20 protein-coding genes are annotated in these 16,966 nt (G+C 71.0%); 8 read left to right on the top strand and 12 right to left on the bottom strand.

Translation table 11 applies throughout. The features are described from left to right. Positions 1-641: 641 nt before the first annotated feature. On the bottom strand, positions 642-1,436 hold the full coding sequence (locus ACI2L3_RS32990; RefSeq protein WP_404756077.1) for a hypothetical protein: 795 nt from the start codon (positions 1,434-1,436) through the stop codon (positions 642-644). A 609-nt stretch (positions 1,437-2,045) separates the two neighbouring features. Here ACI2L3_RS32990 and ACI2L3_RS32985 point away from each other — a divergent pair. Then, complete coding sequence (locus ACI2L3_RS32985) at positions 2,046-2,186, top strand: hypothetical protein (RefSeq protein WP_404756076.1); 141 nt, start codon at positions 2,046-2,048, stop codon at positions 2,184-2,186. A 96-nt stretch (positions 2,187-2,282) separates the two neighbouring features. Here the strand turns inward: ACI2L3_RS32985 and ACI2L3_RS32980 are convergent, their stop codons facing one another. Both ACI2L3_RS32980 and ACI2L3_RS32975 read right to left on the bottom strand, forming a co-directional pair. After that, on the bottom strand, positions 2,283-2,534 hold the full coding sequence (locus tag ACI2L3_RS32980; protein ID WP_404756075.1) for a hypothetical protein: 252 nt from the start codon (positions 2,532-2,534) through the stop codon (positions 2,283-2,285). Further along, positions 2,531-2,776, bottom strand: coding sequence for a hypothetical protein (locus ACI2L3_RS32975; RefSeq protein ID WP_404756074.1), 246 nt, complete (start codon positions 2,774-2,776; stop codon positions 2,531-2,533). The genes ACI2L3_RS32980 and ACI2L3_RS32975 overlap by 4 nt, the downstream gene beginning before the upstream one ends. Positions 2,777-3,160: 384 nt before the next feature. Here ACI2L3_RS32975 and ACI2L3_RS32970 point away from each other — a divergent pair, with 384 nt between their 5' ends. Then, a complete protein-coding gene (locus ACI2L3_RS32970) occupies positions 3,161-3,391 on the top strand; it encodes a chaplin (protein ID WP_404756073.1) in 231 nt (76 codons plus the stop codon). A gap of 119 nt (positions 3,392-3,510) precedes the next feature. Here ACI2L3_RS32970 and ACI2L3_RS32965 read toward each other — a convergent pair whose 3' ends face one another. Further along, positions 3,511-4,182 (bottom strand): hypothetical protein, encoded by a 672-nt coding sequence (locus ACI2L3_RS32965; protein ID WP_404756072.1) that lies wholly within the window; start codon positions 4,180-4,182, stop codon positions 3,511-3,513. Positions 4,183-4,377: 195 nt separating this feature from the next. Between ACI2L3_RS32965 and ACI2L3_RS32960 the strand changes: the two genes are divergently transcribed. Next, positions 4,378-4,557, top strand: a complete 180-nt coding sequence (locus ACI2L3_RS32960) for a hypothetical protein (protein WP_404756071.1) — start codon at positions 4,378-4,380, stop codon at positions 4,555-4,557. A gap of 55 nt (positions 4,558-4,612) precedes the next feature. Here ACI2L3_RS32960 and ACI2L3_RS32955 read toward each other — a convergent pair whose 3' ends face one another. Then, on the bottom strand, positions 4,613-5,311 hold the full coding sequence (locus tag ACI2L3_RS32955) for an HAD family hydrolase (protein WP_404756070.1): 699 nt from the start codon (positions 5,309-5,311) through the stop codon (positions 4,613-4,615). Positions 5,312-5,409: 98 nt separating this feature from the next. On the opposite strand from ACI2L3_RS32955, the gene ACI2L3_RS32950 reads away from it, so the two are divergent. Together ACI2L3_RS32950 and lnt are read left to right on the top strand one after the other, a co-directional pair. Then, on the top strand, positions 5,410-5,910 hold the full coding sequence (locus ACI2L3_RS32950; protein WP_404756069.1) for a nuclear transport factor 2 family protein: 501 nt from the start codon (positions 5,410-5,412) through the stop codon (positions 5,908-5,910). Between the two features lie 141 nt (positions 5,911-6,051). Next, a complete protein-coding gene (gene lnt, locus ACI2L3_RS32945) occupies positions 6,052-7,938 on the top strand; it encodes an apolipoprotein N-acyltransferase (RefSeq protein ID WP_404756068.1) in 1,887 nt (628 codons plus the stop codon). Here the strand turns inward: lnt and ACI2L3_RS32940 are convergent. Both ACI2L3_RS32940 and ACI2L3_RS32935 read right to left on the bottom strand, forming a co-directional pair. Then, a complete protein-coding gene (locus ACI2L3_RS32940) occupies positions 7,862-8,767 on the bottom strand; it encodes a Gfo/Idh/MocA family protein (protein ID WP_404756067.1) in 906 nt (301 codons plus the stop codon). The genes lnt and ACI2L3_RS32940 overlap by 77 nt on opposite strands. Before the next feature lie 31 nt (positions 8,768-8,798). Beyond that, positions 8,799-10,070: an FAD-dependent monooxygenase gene (locus ACI2L3_RS32935; protein WP_404756066.1), complete on the bottom strand. Its 1,272-nt coding sequence runs from the start codon at positions 10,068-10,070 to the stop codon at positions 8,799-8,801. A gap of 135 nt (positions 10,071-10,205) precedes the next feature. On the opposite strand from ACI2L3_RS32935, the gene ACI2L3_RS32930 reads away from it, so the two are divergent. Both ACI2L3_RS32930 and ACI2L3_RS32925 read left to right on the top strand, forming a co-directional pair. Continuing rightward, positions 10,206-10,799 carry a TetR/AcrR family transcriptional regulator gene (locus ACI2L3_RS32930; RefSeq protein WP_404756065.1) on the top strand — a complete coding sequence of 198 codons (594 nt, stop codon included), beginning with the start codon at positions 10,206-10,208 and terminating at the stop codon, positions 10,797-10,799. Between the two features lie 103 nt (positions 10,800-10,902). Next, positions 10,903-11,382, top strand: a complete 480-nt coding sequence (locus tag ACI2L3_RS32925; protein WP_404756064.1) for a hypothetical protein — start codon at positions 10,903-10,905, stop codon at positions 11,380-11,382. Positions 11,383-11,511: 129 nt separating this feature from the next. Here ACI2L3_RS32925 and ACI2L3_RS32920 read toward each other — a convergent pair whose 3' ends face one another. Together ACI2L3_RS32920 and ACI2L3_RS32915 are read right to left on the bottom strand one after the other, a co-directional pair. Continuing rightward, positions 11,512-12,027 (bottom strand): hypothetical protein, encoded by a 516-nt coding sequence (locus tag ACI2L3_RS32920; protein ID WP_404756063.1) that lies wholly within the window; start codon positions 12,025-12,027, stop codon positions 11,512-11,514. Between the two features lie 71 nt (positions 12,028-12,098). Next, a complete protein-coding gene (locus ACI2L3_RS32915; RefSeq protein WP_404756062.1) occupies positions 12,099-13,061 on the bottom strand; it encodes a helix-turn-helix transcriptional regulator in 963 nt (320 codons plus the stop codon). 121 nt (positions 13,062-13,182) lie between these two features. Between ACI2L3_RS32915 and ACI2L3_RS32910 the strand changes: the two genes are divergently transcribed. Continuing rightward, the gene (locus tag ACI2L3_RS32910) at positions 13,183-13,629 is read left to right on the top strand and encodes a DUF3224 domain-containing protein (RefSeq protein ID WP_404756061.1); all 447 of its coding nucleotides are present in this window, start codon (positions 13,183-13,185) and stop codon (positions 13,627-13,629) included. Between the two features lie 2 nt (positions 13,630-13,631). Here ACI2L3_RS32910 and ung read toward each other — a convergent pair whose 3' ends face one another. The 3 genes from ung to ACI2L3_RS32895 all read right to left on the bottom strand — a co-directional run bounded on the left by ung (position 13,632) and on the right by ACI2L3_RS32895 (position 16,948). Continuing rightward, on the bottom strand, positions 13,632-14,315 hold the full coding sequence (ung, locus tag ACI2L3_RS32905) for a uracil-DNA glycosylase (protein ID WP_404756060.1): 684 nt from the start codon (positions 14,313-14,315) through the stop codon (positions 13,632-13,634). A 103-nt stretch (positions 14,316-14,418) separates the two neighbouring features. Then, positions 14,419-16,026 (bottom strand): ABC transporter substrate-binding protein, encoded by a 1,608-nt coding sequence (locus tag ACI2L3_RS32900; protein WP_404756059.1) that lies wholly within the window; start codon positions 16,024-16,026, stop codon positions 14,419-14,421. 166 nt (positions 16,027-16,192) lie between these two features. Next, positions 16,193-16,948, bottom strand: coding sequence for an SDR family oxidoreductase (locus ACI2L3_RS32895; RefSeq protein ID WP_404756058.1), 756 nt, complete (start codon positions 16,946-16,948; stop codon positions 16,193-16,195). Positions 16,949-16,966: the final 18 nt, after the last annotated feature.

Here is a 16,966-nt window from a genome sequence, read left to right as displayed (position 1 = left end):
CCGTTACGAAGCCGAGCTCGACGTGGGCGGTCACGAGGTGACGGCGGGGTGCCCGAGCGCTAGCGGCGGCACGGTGGCACCAACGAGACGTCACCGGCGTCGGTGGGCGGGACGCGGGTGTGATGGCCACGTGGCTCTTTGCGACCCGTGGTGCCGGCTGGTAGCCGCAAAGCCCGCCCCTCGGGGCGAGTTGGATCACGTGCACGGTGGCGGACGGCGTCGCCGAGGTGCTCGATGTCGGGTGGGCGGGCTGACTCGACATGCCTGCGACTGTGTCAGACGGATCGGTTGTGTCGGTTGTGGCCTTGCGGCCGGTCCACTCCTGGCGTCGGCCTTGGCGGTTGTCAGGAGTGGACCGGCTCGAAGGTGTCAGGGTGTTCGCCGTCTGCTCACGTATCGGGCGACTCGTTGGGCGCCCAGGACTACGGGCACTACGGCGATCCCCCCGACCAGTGCCCACAACATGCAAGCTACCCAGGACTGATCGCTCACAGTAAGGCCGAGGAACACCCCCATGCCGGCCAACACCGCTAGCGAGGCGGCCCGTTCGGCTCGGGTGTGACGGTTCTTCAAGTCATCTGTCATCGCAGTGCTCCTCACGAGTCATGTCGTCGGCGCGGGAAGGGCGACAGCGTCGCCTGTTAGTCGAACAGACCGCCGACGACTCCGGCGACGGCTCCGCCCAGACCTCCTCCGACAGCCCCGGGGATGCATCCAGCTCCTCCTCCGGCTATGGCGCCCCCCACGCACCCGCTGACAAGTCCCATGGCGGTGCCCTTCGCCGCGTCGTGCACCCACTTGGGGTCGGCGACGACGGGGAAGGCTGTGGAGTCCGTGGTCCGTACCGACTGGATGAGGGTGTTGCCGTCGATGCGGTAGCTGGTGGGTACGGGTTTGCCGGTGGCGTCCTTGGCCCAGGGCGTAGTGAAACCGCCGAGGAATGTGCCGTTCTTGGCGAAGGCGGCGACGGCGCCGGTGTTGAGCTTGACCAAGTGGGCACCGTCGGGCAGGCCGATGTCGTAGCGCTGTTCGCGCGGAGCGGTGGAGTTCTTGAGGACGGCCAGGGCGCGGATGCCGCCGTCAGTGGTGGGCTGGATCGCGAGGTCGGTGGCTTTGCCCGCCCCGGGGTAGACGGTGGTGTTCTTGCCGGCCTTGGTGCCGATGACGTTGTTGCTGCTGGGGAGTGTGATGGATACGGCGGCACCCGTTGCGGCGACCGCCTTCGCGTCCCCCGTGGAACGCTGGGGGATCGTGGTTCCTAAGGCCGGGGCCGAGGCGATGCCGGCGGTGCCGGTGGCCTTCTCTACCGTGGCCGCAGTGCCTTCGGCTGCAGAGGGGGCCTCGCTGGCCATGGCCAGCGAAGCGGATCCCAGGGTGAGGGCGGCCGTGCTGATGGAGGCGACGACGCCCCTCACTATGCGCTGACGGTGGTTCATGGAAAACCCTTCGTGGATGGTGCGCGGGCCCCGGCGCAGCCGGTGGAGGGGGGTGGCTGGCGCCGGGGTTGCGATGACCTTGGCATGCGCAAACGATCACGGGAAGGGTGTTCGACTGAGCTCGGCGAAGTTGAGGGCTTTGGTCCTTGCGTTTGCCTGCTTATCAGGACCTTGGTCACCGCACTTTCAAGCCCATTGGGTGTTTAGTGCTGGCTTTTGCCGTCTGCTGCTCCTTGCATCATGCGGCGACGAGTCCTCCCTCCGTCCAGATGCGCCCGCAACCTGTGCAGTGCGCGAGGGGCTGCCGCCCTTCGCCGCCGTGGACGTCGATTGCACCGCCGCAAGCGCACCGCTGCTCCAAGGTGCGGTGCTGCGCGGCGATTTCTGCGGCGAATACTCGATGGCGCACGGGCTGCTCCAAGACGTGATCGGTGGACGGCAACTTGTGCAGGTCGACGTACCTGGCGCGCGGCGAGGGCGCGGCGGGTCTGCCGGATTGGACGGGGGCCGGGGGCCGGCTGCGTCTTCGGACGCGGCATGTGCCACGCGTCCTCTCCGCGGAGGCGGGCACTGAGAAGTACATCGATCCATCGATCCGGGAGGAATCCGATGCGTGCCACCCTCATCGCCGCCCCCGGTGGCGGTCCTGACTGGCCGGTATGGGGCCAGGTCATGTTCCTCGTCGTGTGGGCGATCGCCGGTGTCTTCATCGTCGGAGGCCTCATCCGGCGACGTCGTAACCAACGCTGAACGTCCGAGTCCGGGCAGGAGCGATTACCGCCGATCGTGCGTACTACGGCGAGAGTTCAGCTAAGGCCGCATTTCGTCGACCGAGGCCGGCACTGGTCATGGGAGCTCCCGACGGTGAGGCTCCGTGCGGCTCGTAGGGGTGGTGCGGGTGCGGGCGAATGTCCTGGCGCCGCGTCTGCCGCGCGCCCATGAGGGGCGCGCGGGGCGTCCTCGGAGGGCTGCCCAGAGGTGCCAGAGGATGGCGAGGAGGCTGAGCAACAGGAGGGTGGCGATGGCTGCGGCGGCGATGATCCACCAGATGAAGGCGCGGAGGAGGGTGAGCGCGGTGTCGAGCGCTTCACCGATCACGATGGGCCCGGGGCGGGCTCGGTGTCGGCCTCGAAGGAGAAGTGCGAGCCGAGGAGTTCGTGCGCCGTGGCGACCTCCCGGGGTCCGCGGCCGTGGGCGACGGCGTCCCATCGGGCGGCGATGACGTCGGCATGGGGCACGAGGAGCGCGGCGAGCTGTTCGCGGGTGGCGGCGATGTGATCGGTGGGCTCGGTCGCCGTGAGGGTGAAGGTGCGGGGGGCGGTGCGGAGCGCCAGGGTCATCGGGCGTCTCTTCGGGGGAATCGGGCCGTGTGAAGCAGTCGGAGCCGAGCGGCAAGTTGTTGAAGACGCGCCTCGGTTGGGCGCTACCAGCTTCGCTCGCGTACGCGGTGATCGGGCTGCCGTTCAGCGGGTATCCGCTGTGGCCGGATGCCATGAGGCTCCCCCAGGTGCAGCGACGCCTTCACTGCCGACCGGCGCGTGGGCCGGGCAGCGTCGACTGAATGGTTCCGGGGCTTACGCCCTTCGCTGGGGATCGGTCGCTTCAGCGTGTCCATGAGTGCGGTGCGGCGTTGGTCTGGCTGGGTGTCCACACAGAGTGCTGCTCCGGCCGCGCGACACGGCCAGGCGCCCACAAGCTCAACCAAATCACCAAGGAGAACCACCATGAAGAAGACGATGAGCGTGGTGCTGGGCACCGGCGCCCTCGTGATGGGCGCCGCGGGTATGGCGACCGCGGACGCCGGCGCCCAGGGCGCGGCCCAGAACTCGCCGGGCGTTATCTCGGGCAACGCCATTCAGGTCCCGATCCACATCCCGGTCAACGCCTGCGGCAACACCATCAACGTCATCGGCCTGCTCAACCCGGCCTTCGGCAACACCTGCGTCAACGACTGACCGACGCATTTCACCGCTGAGGCCCCACACGGGCACCGCGGCGTTCCGAGCGAGCGCGTCACCGACTTTCCCTATCGGTGGCGCGCTCGCGTGCGTGGGCGCGCACCTCGGAGGGGCCGCTACTTCACCTTGCCCGTGAAGATCGCCTTCTCCGTCTCCATGTCCGGCGAAACCTCGATCTGGATCGTGTCCTCCGCCTTCGGCAGCTCGCAGGCCCACGTCACCGTGATGGACCGCCCGGCCAGGAGCCGCGTATCGGGACCGCCGTTCAGCCCCCCGTCCGAATCGAAGATGGATTCGGACGACTGCCCGGCCTCACCGTACGAGCAACTGGTCGTGAACCCCGACGTGTCGATCGTCGACTTCCCGTCGTTCTTCACCCGCACGGCGAACTTGACGTACGGCGTGTTCTCCGGAGAGCCGTACTCGCTGGACGTCCCCCGCGCGAACTTCGACAGACTGACCTCGACGCCGTTGCCGTAGGCCGCGGTCTCGTTGAGGCCGGCAACCTCCGGTTCGGTGCTCTCCGGTTCCGGCTCCTCGGCCGGTTCGTCCTCGGCCGGTTCCTCCTCGCCCGTGACCACGTCATCGGTCGTCGCGGACCCTGCGGCGGTGGTCGTTTCCGGCTTCTTGTCGTCGTCGCGGCTGTTGACGACGACGATGCCGGTGGCGACGACGGCCGCGATGACGGCGGCGGCCGAGCCGATGATGACCGCGTTGGTGTTGCGCTTCTTGGCCGGTGGATGCGGCGGGAACGCGGGCGGTGGCGGCGGCGGTGTGGTGTTGCTCATGGGTCCCCCCTGCGGTTGTGCTGTGTCTGCGCATCATGCGGCTTCGTGAGGGAGACGTGCAGGTGAAGTGTTCGATTCGTGACATAGGGAGGTTTCGGGTCCGGTTCTCGGCGGCCGACGGTGCGACGATCACATGGCGCAGGTGTGCGGTAGCTGACAGTTCCGAATGTCGTAGCCATCCCTTAGGCTGACGCCATGCCCTTAACCCCTCCATCCCATGGTTCCGCGCGGTCATCCGTCGAACTGAACGAGCGGATCCGTGGCCTGTGGCTGCGCGCCGGCGGCCGGCTCTCCGCCGAACAGCGGCGGGAGTACGAGCAGTTGGTGACGGAGTGGGCCGCGGCGGTCCGCGAGGAGATGGTGAAGGCCGCGTAGTCAGGCGTAGCCGGCGTAGTCAGCCGTTCACATAGGCCGCCGTTCGCGTAGGCCGTCAGTCGCGTACCGCCAAGAACTCGTCGATCCGCCGCAGCGTGGCGGGTGTCCCGGTGTGGACCGTGTGGACGTGGCCCGCCATTCCCAGCGACCGCGCCGCCTCGACGTTCTCCGCCACGTCGTCGATGAACAGCGTCCGTGCGGGCTCCGCGCCTGTGCGCCGGAGCGCGATCTCGTAGATGCGGGGGTCCGGCTTGGCGCAGCCCACCTCGCAGGACAGGACCAGGTGGTCGGCGATGTCCAGGAGTCCCGCCGCGGTCATGCGGGCCCGCAGGCCCGGCCAGGTGTTGCTGACGACGGCCGTCACCACAGTCCCTGTCGCACGCGGCCCACGCGGCCCTGGCTGCGCCCTTAGCCCGCGACTCCCCCGCAGACCCCGAAGTCTCGCCACAAGCGCCTCGTCCCACGTCTCCCGCGCCGCCAGGTCCCGCCGTACCTCCGCGATCCCATCCGCATCGAGCCCCAACCGCCGCCCGACCGTGCGCCACCACTCATCCTCAGGGATGAGGCCGATGAGGACTCCGGAGTCGTTGCCTTCGTAGAGCGCCGTCAGGAAGGCCTGCGCGGAGATGCCGAGCCGTGCGCCCCACGCAGTCGCCGCGGCGGGCAGGTACTCACGGACCAGGACTCCGCCGACATCGATCAGCACGCCCCGCGGTCCCGGCTCCCCCGCCATGGACGCGTCCACGTTTCCCACGCCGGCTCGCCTCCCCACCCCTCCGCCTGTCCACCTTCCCCGTACGCCTTCCTGCACGCCCCCTTGGCTGGGCACCTCCTGTGCCCAACACTGAGCCGATGACGCAGCGCGTGGAACTCGCCGCCGTGATCGACCGGTTGGCCGTCGATGCCCTCATCACCGAGTACGCGGTGGCCGTTGACGACGGCGACTGGGACGCCTACCGACAGCTGTTCGCCCCGGACGGGCGCGCCGACTACCGCTCCGCGGGCGGCATCGAAGGGGGAGCCGACGAGATCGCCGCGTGGCTGACGGAGACGATGCGGATGTTCCCCGTGCGCCAGCATCTGATCACCAACCGCAAGCTGGAGTTCGGGACGCTGGACCAGGACATCGGCGACACGGCCCACGTACAGGCCGACTACGTGAACCCCATGCGGTTCGCGGAGCGCACCGGCTCGGCACCGCCCTCGGAGCCGTCCACCGCCCCGGACTTCGTCTGCGGCGGGCGTTACGGCTTCGCGCTCCTTCGTACGCACGGTGGATGGCGGTTGCGCCAAGTGGTCGTCACGGAGAAGTGGCGCCGGGTCATGCGCGAGGCGGAACAGCAGAAGCGCTAGGAGGAGCGCGTCCTGGCCCGGTCCGCTGCCCGGCCCACTTCCGGTCCACAGCCCGGCCCGCTGTCCTAGATCGTCTTTGACGCGCACACTGAACAAGACCGCATAAGTACGACCGGGCGTCGGGGGCGAGGGAGGCACTGCATGGACCAGTTCGGCGACGGCCGGTGGGAGCGGCACAGGCGGCCGGCCGTGCGGATGCTCGCGTCGCGCTGGTGGCGCGGCGGCCTCGCCGTCACGGCCGGGGCGCTGCCCGCGCTGGCGTTCCCCGCGCCGTCGCTGTGGTGGTTCGCGTACGTCGCGCTCGTGCCGTGGATGCTGCTGGCCAGGTCGGCACCGACCGCCCGGCGGGCCGCGCTCGACGGCTGGCTCGGCGGCCTCGGCTTCATGGTCGCCGTGCACCACTGGCTGCTGCCGAGCCTGCACGTCTTCACGGTCGTCATCGCCGCGCTGCTCGGTCTGCTGTGGGCGCCCTGGGGCTGGCTCGTGCGCCGGTTCCTCGGGGGTGTGCCGGCGGCCGGGCGTGCCGCGGCCGCGCTCGTCGTGCTGCCCTCGGGCTGGCTGATGGTCGAACTGGTCAGGTCCTGGGAGGGCTTGGGCGGGCCGTGGGGCCTGCTCGGCTCCAGCCAGTGGCAGGTGACGCCCGCGCTGCGGCTCGCCTCGGTGGGCGGGGTGTGGCTGGTCAGCGCGTTCGTCGTGGCCCTGAACACGGGGGTCGCGCTCTTGGCCGTCGCCGCCGTTGCCACGGCCGCGCGTACGTCGGTGTCCCGGGCGCCTGGCGTACGTCGGTCCACTGCATCCGGCGCCCCGGGCGCCCTCGCTCCCCGTACTGTCCCCGCCGTGCCCGTCGTTCCCGCCGTCGCCGGCATCCTCGCCGTCGCCACCGCCACCACCGCCGCCTGGGCGTGGGCACCCCGCCCCGAACCCGCCGGTCACGTCCGTGTCGCCGTCGTCCAGCCGGGCGTCATCGAAGATGGCATCGCCAGCGCCGACGAGCGTCTGGCCCGCGAGGAGGCGCTGACCCGGACGCTGGTCGGCCGGGACCTGGACCTCGTCGTGTGGGGCGAGAGCAGTGTCGGCTACGACCTGGCCGACCGGCCGGACGTCGCGCGTCGGATCACCGCGCTCTCCCGCGAGGTCGGCGCGGACATCATGGTGAACGTCGACGCGCGCCGCTCCGACCGGCCCGGCATATTCAAGAGCTCCGTCCTGGTGGGCCCGGACGGGCCGACCGGCGACCGCTACGACAAGATGCGGCTGGTGCCGTTCGGCGAGTACATTCCGGCGCGCTCCCTGCTCGGGTGGGCGACGTCGGTCGGCAAGGCCGCGGGCGAGGACCGCAGGCGCGGCGACCGGCAGGTGGTGATGGACACCGGGCGCGGCGAACGCACCGGACACGCCGGCGGACGCGCCCCCGACTCCCAATCCGGCACCGACCCCGACTCCCAATCCGGCACCGACCGCGGCCCCGACTCCCGCCCCGGCACCGACCGCGGCCCCGGTTCCCGCTCCGGCACCGGACGCGCCGCCGACCGCGGTCTCCGCCTCGGCCCCCTCGTCTGCTTCGAGTCGGCCTTCCCCGACATGAGCCGCCGGCTCACCCGTGACGGCGCGCAACTGCTGCTCGCCCAGTCCGCCACCTCGTCGTTCCAGTCCAGTTGGGCGCCCGACCAGCACGCGTCGCTCGCGGCGGTGCGGGCCGCCGAGACGGGCCGCCCGATGGTGCACGCCACGCTCACCGGCGTCTCCGCGGTCCACGCCCCGGACGGTTCACGCGTCGGCAGCCCGCTCGGCACCTCGGCGAGCGCCGCGGCGGTGTACGACGTACCGCTGGCCAAGGGTGAGACGGCGTACGTCAGGTGGGGCGACTGGCCGGTGCACGCCGCGCTCGTCGTGCTCATCGCGCTCGCGGCGCTGGGCGCGGCCCGGAGGATCCACACCCGGGTGCGGTCCTTCAGCCGGCCTGCTCCAGAGCGGCACGGACCACGCGCTCGCACAGTTCATGAGTCGCCAGTGCGTCCCGGGCGCTGAGTACCTTGCCCGCGCGCACGGCGTCGAGGAAGGCGAGCACCACCTGCTCGATGCCGCGCTGGCGAGCCACGGGGACCCAGTCGCCGCGCCGCCGCACGCTGGGCCGGCCCTTGTGGTCGACGATCTCGGCGAGGTTGAGCACCTGCCGTTTGGTGTCCTGTCCGGAGACTTCGAGGATCTCCTCGGAGGAGCCGCTGAGCCGGTTCATCATGCCGATCGCGATGAAGCCGTCGCCGGCCAGCTGCACCACCACGTGGTGCATGAGCCCGTCCTCGACGCGGGTGCGCACCGTGACGTCGTCGATCGGCCCGGGCGCGAGGAAGCGCAGCGTGTCCAGGACGTGGATGAAGTCGTCGAGCACGAGCGTGCGCGGGTCCTCGGGCAGTCCCACGCGGTTCTTCTGCAGCAGGATCACCTCGCGCGGGTGCTCGGTGCACTGCGCGTATCCGGGCGCGTAACGGCGGTTGAAGCCGACGGCGAGGCTCACCCCGCGCTCCTCGGCGAGCCGCACGAGGCGCTCGGAGTCGGCGAGTTCGTACGCGATGGGCTTGTCGACGTAGGTCGGCACACCCGCTTCGAGGAGGCGGGCGACGATCTCCGGGTGCACGGCGGTCGGCGCGTGCACGAAGGCGGCGTCGAGGTCCTGGGCGAGCAGGGCGTCCAGGTCCGTGTGGCAGCGGGATTCCGGGATGTGGTGGACGCCTGCGACCCGGGCGAGGGTCGCGGGCGTGCGCGTCTGCAGGTGCAGTTCGACCCCAGGCTGGGTGGTGAGGACCGGCAGATACGCCTTCTGCGCGATGTCGCCCAGTCCAATGCAGCCGATCTTCACCGATGTCTCCCTACCGACCACTACCACTGGCCTACCGCTGTGCTGGCTCGCGAACCGTCGCCTCCGTGCTCCGCTCGGGCGCTCCGGTCGTCGTTCCCGCAGCATACGGGGCCTGCGGAGGCCGCCAGTCGGCGATGGAGGAGAAGCCGCGCACGATGAAGTTCGGGCCGAGCCGCGTCGCCGTCGAGACGAGGGTGTCGCGCACGGCGACGAGCGGGGCGCTGTCGAGGTGCGTGAGGCGGGCGGCTCGTGCGGCGCGCCGGACGATCTCCGTGGTGCGGGGGACGCGGGCCGCGCTGTAGGCGGCGAGACCGGGGGTGGGGTCGGCGATGGGGTCAGCGGTGGGTTCGGCGCCGGGCGTCATGTGGTGGGCGAGGACGACGGCGTCCTCGATGGCCTGGTTGCCGCCCTGGCCGAGGCTCGGCGCCATCGCGTGCGCGGCGTCACCGACGAGGGCGACGCGGCCGCGGTGGTACGCGGCGAGCGGCGTCGTCAGATGCCGGACGTCGTTGCGCAGGATGTCCTCGCTCCTGGCGGCGGCGATCAGGCCGGGGATCGGGTCGTGCCAGTCGGCGAAGCGGCGCTCCAGCTCGGCCTTCTCGGTGTCGTGCGCCCGGCCGCCTTCGGGCAGCCGTGCGGTGGCGTACGCGTACACGCGGCCGTCCCGCAGCGGATGCGTGCCCCATACGCCGCCGCGGCCCCACGTCTCGTGCGGCACGAAGGGCTCGTCGGGCGCGGGGACGACCAACCGCCAGGCGGTGAACCCCGCGTACACGGGCTGGGGGTGCGCGGGGAAGAGGGCCGTGCGCACGGCGGAGTTGATGCCGTCGGCCCCGACAACGAGGTCCGCCTCGATGTCGCCGTCGTCGGTGATGACGACGGCCGGGCGATTGGCGGCGCCGGGATCCGCGAGGCGGGCTCGCGTGCCGGTGCGCAGCGCCTCCCCGGGCAGTGCGGACACCAGGAGGTCGACGAGGGTGGCGCGGTGCAGCATGACCAGCGATCCGCCGTACGCCGCCTCGGCCTCGGCCGCGCTCGTGCGCACCAGCCAGCGGCCGCTCCGGGCGCGTATGCCGCCGTCGCCCTGCCAGGCGGCGAGGGCGCGGACCCGGTCGCCGAGGCCCAGGATGTCCAGGGCGCGCTGTCCGTTGGGGGCGAGGCCGATGCCGGCGCCGACGGGCTCCAGGGAGGCGGCGCGTTCGAGGACGGTGACGCTCCATCCGGACTCGTGCAGGCCGATGGCCGCGGCGAGTCCGCCGATGCCGCCGCCGATGACGACTGCGCGGGGCTGCTGCTGCTTCATGGCTCCTCCTCTGCGGTGCCCGCACGCGGCCGCCGCGTGCGCGCGCCACCCATCCCTGCGAGCCCTGGACTACAGGTGTAGTGGGTGACGGCACGACCGTACTACACCCGTAGTGAAGGAGGTAGGGTTCCCGCCATGTCCGTACGCAGCCCGGGAGCCTCCCGCACCACGCTCATCGCCGACACCGCCCTCGCCCTGCTCGCCGAACGCGGCATGCGCGGACTCACCCACCGGGCCGTCGACGAGGCGGCCGGGCTGCCGCAGGGCTCCACGTCCAACCACGCGCGCACGCGGCTCGCCCTCCTGGAGGCGGCGGTACGGCGCCAGGCCGAACGTGAGGCGGAGGTGTTGACCCCCGCCGAACTGCTGGGCTCGACAGCCGGCCGCGAAGACCTCGCCGCGGGCCTCGCCCTGGCCCTGCACCGGTACCTGACCGGCAACCACCGCCAACTCCTCGTATCCCGTTACGAATTGGCCCTCGAAGCCACCCGCAGGCCGGAGCTGCGCGCCTACTACGACGCGGCGGGCGCCCAGTTCAGGGAGCCCCTGGAGTCCCTGTTCCGCACTGTCGGCTCCACCGACCCCGAACGGCACACACTCTCCCTGGTGGCGTGGTGCGACGGCCTGATGTTCTCGTGCGTGGCGGGCTCCTACCATGCCGCTACGCCGACGCTGGAGGAACTGCGGAGGAGTGTGGGCGAGCTGTTGCGAGGGATGCTGGACGGATGAGGCAAGACTCCATCGCCCCATCACTCCGTCACTCCGTCACCCGTGTGGGGCAACCTCGCCGGTTTCTGCCCCAACGCGCCCCCGGCGCACCAGAGTCGTGCGGGTGCCCCGACCGACGACCACCGCCGCCGCCGCACTCCTCCTCTCCGTGGCCGTCTCGACCGCCGTCTCCGGCTGCGTGAGCGTCGAGCGGCCCCCAAAGCCCGGCCCCGCCGCGGCCACCGCCCCGCCGCCCGCGCCCCGCACCGACGGGAAGAACCGACCGCACATCGTGCAGGCCCCCGCCCGCGAAGCACTGGAGCGCATGGGTCCGCCCCGGCGCCCCTCCCCTCGCAAGACCGAATCCGCGGCGAGTCCACCACCCCCACCCCCCAACTCCGACCGCCCGGCCCCCGCACCCCCGCCCACCGCACCCGTACGCAGGCCTGCCCCGCCCCGGCCCGACGCGGGAGCCACCCGCCCCGCCCCTGCCACGGCCCCCGCAGCGCCGGGCACGGACGTCTGCGCCCTCGGCGAGGCATACGGCAAGTGGGCGCCGGGCAGCCCGCAAGCGGTCATCTGCCGTAACACCTATGGCCGTTGACTTCTTGGGAGGCGGGGGGCGTTTCCGCCCCACGTGCCCCCCACCCCCCCATCTAGCCCCCAGCGCAGCGGCGACACCCCCGTCGCCGCCGCTGCGCAGCTTTACCCCGTACGCGCACCCCTCCCCTACCTACTCCTCCTCGCTCCCCTCCCCCACCTCACCTTCCAGGCGGCTGATGGCCTCCTTGATTCCTCTGCCGTAGCCGTCGTCCTCCAGTGCGCCCACCGCGCCGCGCGCCCGGCGCAGGTGGCTGCGGGCCGCTTCGGGGCGGCCCAGCTTCACGTAGTCCGCGGCGAGGTTCAGGTGCAGGGAGGGATAGAAGCCGCGCACCGCGAGCGACTGGTGGTGTTCGCTCAGGTGCTCGTCGGTGAGTTCGTGCGCCGCCGACAACGCCCGCAGGTCCCAGGCCAGTTCGTCCGAAGGGTCGGCCTGCGTGTCGGCCATGTAGTGCGCGAGTGTGCAGCGGTGCAGCGGGTCACCGGCCTCGCCGATCTCCCCCCAGAGGCCGAGGAAGCGGTCCTGCGCCTCCTCACGGTCGCCGCCGTGATGCAGCATGACCGCTTGCCCGATCCGCGTCATCATCGCGTCCTCCGCCGTGTGCTCCTGCTGCTCCGTCACCGGGTCCTCCGTGGTCGTGCCGGCCATCGCCCCCATCCCTCACGACGCTAGCGGCCGCCACTGACAATCGCGGTCAGGCACGTTCGGACGCGGGGTGCTCACGCGTACCGCTGGGCCAGCCCGGTGACGCTCCTCGCCACCTCGGCGCGGAGCTCCGGCGGGCCGAGCACCTCCGCCTCCAGGCCCAGCCGGAGGATGTCGCCGACCGCCACCGGCAGCGCCTCCACGTCGAGATCGACCTCGGTCCACCCGTCCGCGTCCGCCGCGCCCGCGCCCTCCACGGCCCGCGTCCCCGCCGCCCCGAACATGGCGGGCAGCAGCCGTCGCCCCGCCGGGGAAACCCTCAGCCGCGCCGTGCCCCGCAGCACCCGCGCCTCGAGGCCGCGCGACGACGCCTCCCAGTACGCCGCGAGGTCGAAGTCACCGGGGCGCTCGCACGGCACCTGGGTCACCGTCGCCGTCAGGAACCGCGACACCCTGTACGTACGCACATCGCCGTCGACCGCCGCCGCCAGGTACCAGTTGCCCGCCTTGAGGACCAGGCCCAAAGGGTGCAGCTCGCGACGGACCTCGCCTCCCCAGCGCCGGTAGTGGGCTCGCAGGACTCGTTGCCGCCACACGGCGTCGGCGACCACGGCGAGCAGCGGCGCCGGTTCCGCGGTGCGGAACCAGGCGGCCGCGTCGAGGTGGAAGCGCTCCTGGATGCGCCGCGACCGCTCCCCAAGGCCGGAGGGCAGCGCCGCCGCCAACTTGAGCTGCGCGGTGGCCAGTTCCGCACCCAGGCCGAGCTCGGCGGCGGCCCCCGGCATACCGGCCAGGGCCAGTGAATCGGCTTCGTCGTCGGTGAGCCCCGTCAGCCGGGTGCGGTAGCCGTCGAGGAGCCGGAAGCCGCCCGCGGGGCCGCGCTCCGCGTAGACGGGCACTCCGGAGGCGGCGAGTGCCTCCGCGTCCCGGTAGACGGTCCTGACCGAGACCTCCAGCTCCTCCGCGAGCTCGGGTGCCGTCATGCGTCCACGGTTCTGGAGCAGCAGGAGCAGGGCCAGGAGCCGGTCGGCACGCATGCGATCGCATCCTCCTCAGGACGGATCCAGCTCAGTACCTGACAGAAGGTGTCAGGTACGACTGTCAGAGTCCTTCTCGCGGGGCCCGACGGCAGGAGGCCCCCTGACGTCGAGGAGAACCATGACCGAGCACCCCACCAGCACAGTCGCCGGAACGGGCACCAGCACAGTCACCGGCACCTTCACCTTCGCGGGCTGGGACGAGCGGCCCGTCGCCGGCGCGGAGGGCGGCACACGCATCGCACACGCCGCCGTCACCAACGACTACACCGGCGCCGTCGAGGCCAAGGGCACCTCCTGCGAGTACACCATCGCGTACACGAGCGACACGGTCGGCGCCTTCGTCGGGTACGAGTTGATCGACGGGACGCTCGACGGCCGCGCGGGTTCGTTCGTGCTCGAGCAGCGTGGTGCTTTCGGTGCGGACGGCGTCATCGCGTGTTCCTTCACCGTGCTGCCCGGCTCGGGCACCGGTGAGCTGGCGGGGCTCACCGGAGCCGGTTCGTTCACCGCGCGGGGCGGGCAGCCCACCACCCCGTACTCCTTCGACTACGCCGTCGAGGGCTGACGTCAGCCGAGGTCCGGGATCCGCCAGTCGATGGGCTCGTGCCCCTGGGCCGCGACCGCTTCGTTTATCTGCGTGAAGGGGCGGGAGCCGAAGAACCTCTTCGCGGACAGCGGCGAGGGGTGCGCGCCCTTCACGACGATGTGCCGCTCCTCGTCGATGAGCGGCAGCTTCTTCTGGGCGTAGTTCCCCCAGAGGACGAAGACGGCGGGGTCGGGGCGGTCGGCCACCGCCCGGATCACCGCGTCCGTGAACTTCTCCCAGCCCTTGCCCTTGTGGGAGTTGGCCTCTCCGGCGCGGACCGTCAGGACCGCGTTCAGCAGGAGGACGCCCTGCTGGGCCCACGGCATCAGATAGCCGTTGTCGGGCACGGGGTGGCCGAGCTCCTCCTTCATCTCCTTGTAGATGTTCCGCAGCGAGGGCGGGGTCTTCACGCCGGGGCGCACGGAGAAGCACAGGCCGTGTCCCTGGCCCTCGCCGTGGTACGGGTCCTGGCCGAGGACCAGGACCTTGACCTTGTCGTACGGCGTCGCGTCGAGCGCGGCGAAGACCTCCTCACGCGGAGGGTAGACGGGGCCCTTCGCCCGCTCCTGCTCGACGAACTCGGTGAGCTCTTTGAAGTAGGGCTTCTGGAGCTCCTCGCCGAGGACTCCGCGCCAGGACGCGGGCAGCATGGCGATGTCGGTCACGTCAACAACCTCCGGTGTGCGGTCACTTCTCACCACAGAACCTACCGGCGACCACTGACAATCGACCGGCCCGGTCGCCCGGCGGCCGTCCCTCCCGGCTCCGCTACCAGCTGGTCTTGCGCTGCAGCTCCCACATCATCATGATCGCCGAGGGGTCCAGGGCGCGCTCGCCGCCCGCGATCTCCTCGCTGGACATGATGTACTGCTTGCCCTGCCACAGCGGCAGCAGCCTGACGTCGTCGACGAGGATCTCCTGGGCCCGCTCGAAGTCGTCGATCACCGCGCCCCGGTCGTCCTCCCTGCGCTGGCGCGGCAGCAGCTCGTCGGTGATCTCCTTGGACAGGTAAGGCGTGTTGAGCACGTTCTTGGGGCCGACGAACGGCGCGATGAAATTGTCCGCGTCGGGGAAGTCGGGGAACCAGCCGCGTCCGAAGACCGGGTACTCGCCCTTGCTGTACCCCTCCTGGAACTCGGTCCAGGGGCGGCTCTTGAGCGTGATCTTGAAGAGGCCCGAGGCTTCGAGCTGCCGCTTGAGCTCGGCGAACTCCGGCTCGGTCGCCGAACCGTAGCGGTCGGTGGTGTACCAGAGGGTGAGCGGCACCGGCTGGTGGATTCCGGCGTCGGTGAGGATCTTCCTGGCCTTGGCCGCGCTGGGGTTCCCGTAGTCGTCGAAGAACCCGGTGGCGTGGCCGGTGAGGCCCCTGGGGACCATCGAGTACAGCGGTTCGACGGTGTCCTTGTAGATCTTGTGGGCGATGGCCCCGCGGTCGACGACCTGCGCGAAGGCCTGCCGGACGGGGAGCTTCCGCGCCCATGGGTCCTTGGTGTTGAACACCAGGTAGCGGATCTCGGTGCCCGAGCCCTCCACGAGCTCGATGTCCTGCTCACGCCTGCCCTTGCCCTGCATGGCGACGATGTCCTCGGAGGCCAGGCCTCGGAACGTCACGTCGATCTGCTTGTTCTTGAGGGCGTCGACCATGGCCGACGACTTCTTGAAGTAGCGGACGGTCACGGCGTCGTTCTTGACGTCGGCGGCGCCCTTGTAGTGGTCGTTCTTGACCAGCTCGGCCTTCTCGTTCGGGGCGTACGACTCCAGGGTGTACGGCCCGGAGCCGGAGATCTCGTTGCCCTCGCGGAGCTTGTCCGCCGGGTACTCGGCGGGGTCGACGATCGACATGGCCGGTGTCGCGAGGACGAACGGGAAGGTCGCGTCCGCCTTCTTGAGCCGGAAGATGACGGTCCGGTCGCCCTTGGTCTCGACCTTGTCGAGCGAGCCGAGCAGTCCGGTGGGCCCGCCCTTGACGCCGATGGTGCGCATGCGGTCGAAGGAGTACTTCACCGCCGCCGCGTCCAGCTCGTCGCCGTCGGAGAACTTCAGGCCCTCGCGCAGCTCACAGCTGAAGACCGTGTTGGAGGCGTCGCTGAACTCGCAGGACTCCGCGGCGTCCGGCTCGGGCTCGGTGGCTCCCGAGGGGAAGCTGAGCAGCGTCTGGAAGACGTTCCTGTAGAGCTCCCAGGAGCTGTCCCAGGCCTTCGCCGGGTCCAGGGTGCTCGGCGCGCTCATCGTGCCGACGGTGATCTGCTCCTCGTCGTCCGACCCTTCGGACGAAAGCACCCCACAACCGGCGAGCAGGGATATGGACGCGATCGCCGCCACCGGGCGCAGACCCCGGGTCCGCTTGGCAGGGGGGACTTCACTGAACACGCGCACGCTCCTCGATCGGCCATGCCATGGGGTCGGGAGACAATATCGCAGTGCCCCGCCGGGCCAAGTCTCGGCGCCGACAGGGCACTTGAAGCGCGTGTACGTCACTCGAAGCGGCGTACGCGGCGTACTCGGTGGGTACGCGGCGCTCTCGCGGGATACGCGGCCTTCGTCAGCCGACGCCCGCATTGAGGAAGATGCCGCCGTCGACCACGAGTGTCTGACCCGTGATCCAGTCGGACTGGCCGGAGGTGAGGAACGCGGCGGCGCCCCCGATGTCCTCCGGCACGCCCAGCCGGCCGAGCGGGTAGGAGGCGGCCGCCTCCGCCTCGCGGCCCTCGTACAGCGCCTGGGCGAACTTGGTCTTGACGACCGCGGGCGCGATGGAGTTCACGCGCACCTTCGGTGCGAACTCGTGCGCCAGCTGCAGGGTGAGGTTGACCATGGCGGCCTTGCTCATCCCGTACGCGCCGATGAACGGCGAGGCGGAGACGCCGGCGACGGAGGCGATGTTCACGATCGCGCCGCCGTTCTCGCTCTGCCAGGCCTTCCACGTCTGCTGGGCGAAGCCGAGCGCCGAGATGACGTTGGTCTCGAACACCTTGCGCGCCACGTTCAGGTCGAGCTCGGCGATCGGTCCGAAGACCGGGTTCGTGCCCGCGTTGTTGATCAGGAAGTCGACGCGGCCGAACGCCTCCATCGCGCGCTCGACGGCGACCGCCTGGTGCGCCTCGTCGTGGGCCTTGCCCGCGACGCCGATGACCCGGTCGGAGCCGAGCTTCTCGACGGCCTCCTTGAGGGCGTCCTCATTGCGTCCCGTGATGCAGACCCGGTCGCCGCGGGCGACCAGCGCCTCCGCGATGCCGTATCCGATGCCGCGGCTCGCGCCCGTGACGAGCGCGGCCTTCCCGCTGTCCTGCACAGCCATGATCTCCGCCTTCCAGCT

Origin of the sequence: Streptomyces sp. NPDC029674, assembly GCF_044903205.1 — a bacterium.
Lineage (GTDB): Bacteria > Actinomycetota > Actinomycetes > Streptomycetales > Streptomycetaceae > Streptomyces.
This window is presented reverse-complemented; position numbering and strand designations above follow the sequence as displayed.

What these genes read in the sequence shown, in the direction of transcription:
- ACI2L3_RS32990 (WP_404756077.1), bottom strand. Translation starts at nt 1,436, where the DNA reads ATGAACCACCGTCAGCGCATAGTGAGGGGCGTCGTCGCCTCCATCAGC.
- ACI2L3_RS32985 (WP_404756076.1), top strand. Translation starts at nt 2,046, where the DNA reads ATGCGTGCCACCCTCATCGCCGCCCCCGGTGGCGGTCCTGACTGGCCG.
- ACI2L3_RS32975 (WP_404756074.1), bottom strand. Translation starts at nt 2,776, where the DNA reads ATGACCCTGGCGCTCCGCACCGCCCCCCGCACCTTCACCCTCACGGCG.
- ACI2L3_RS32970 (WP_404756073.1), top strand. Translation starts at nt 3,161, where the DNA reads ATGAAGAAGACGATGAGCGTGGTGCTGGGCACCGGCGCCCTCGTGATG.
- ACI2L3_RS32965 (WP_404756072.1), bottom strand. Translation starts at nt 4,182, where the DNA reads ATGAGCAACACCACACCGCCGCCGCCACCGCCCGCGTTCCCGCCGCAT.
- ACI2L3_RS32960 (WP_404756071.1), top strand. Translation starts at nt 4,378, where the DNA reads ATGCCCTTAACCCCTCCATCCCATGGTTCCGCGCGGTCATCCGTCGAA.
- ACI2L3_RS32950 (WP_404756069.1), top strand. Translation starts at nt 5,410, where the DNA reads ATGACGCAGCGCGTGGAACTCGCCGCCGTGATCGACCGGTTGGCCGTC.
- lnt (WP_404756068.1), top strand. Translation starts at nt 6,052, where the DNA reads ATGGACCAGTTCGGCGACGGCCGGTGGGAGCGGCACAGGCGGCCGGCC.
- ACI2L3_RS32935 (WP_404756066.1), bottom strand. Translation starts at nt 10,070, where the DNA reads ATGAAGCAGCAGCAGCCCCGCGCAGTCGTCATCGGCGGCGGCATCGGC.
- ACI2L3_RS32930 (WP_404756065.1), top strand. Translation starts at nt 10,206, where the DNA reads ATGTCCGTACGCAGCCCGGGAGCCTCCCGCACCACGCTCATCGCCGAC.
- ACI2L3_RS32920 (WP_404756063.1), bottom strand. Translation starts at nt 12,027, where the DNA reads ATGGCCGGCACGACCACGGAGGACCCGGTGACGGAGCAGCAGGAGCAC.
- ACI2L3_RS32915 (WP_404756062.1), bottom strand. Translation starts at nt 13,061, where the DNA reads ATGCGTGCCGACCGGCTCCTGGCCCTGCTCCTGCTGCTCCAGAACCGT.
- ACI2L3_RS32910 (WP_404756061.1), top strand. Translation starts at nt 13,183, where the DNA reads ATGACCGAGCACCCCACCAGCACAGTCGCCGGAACGGGCACCAGCACA.
- ACI2L3_RS32895 (WP_404756058.1), bottom strand. Translation starts at nt 16,948, where the DNA reads ATGGCTGTGCAGGACAGCGGGAAGGCCGCGCTCGTCACGGGCGCGAGC.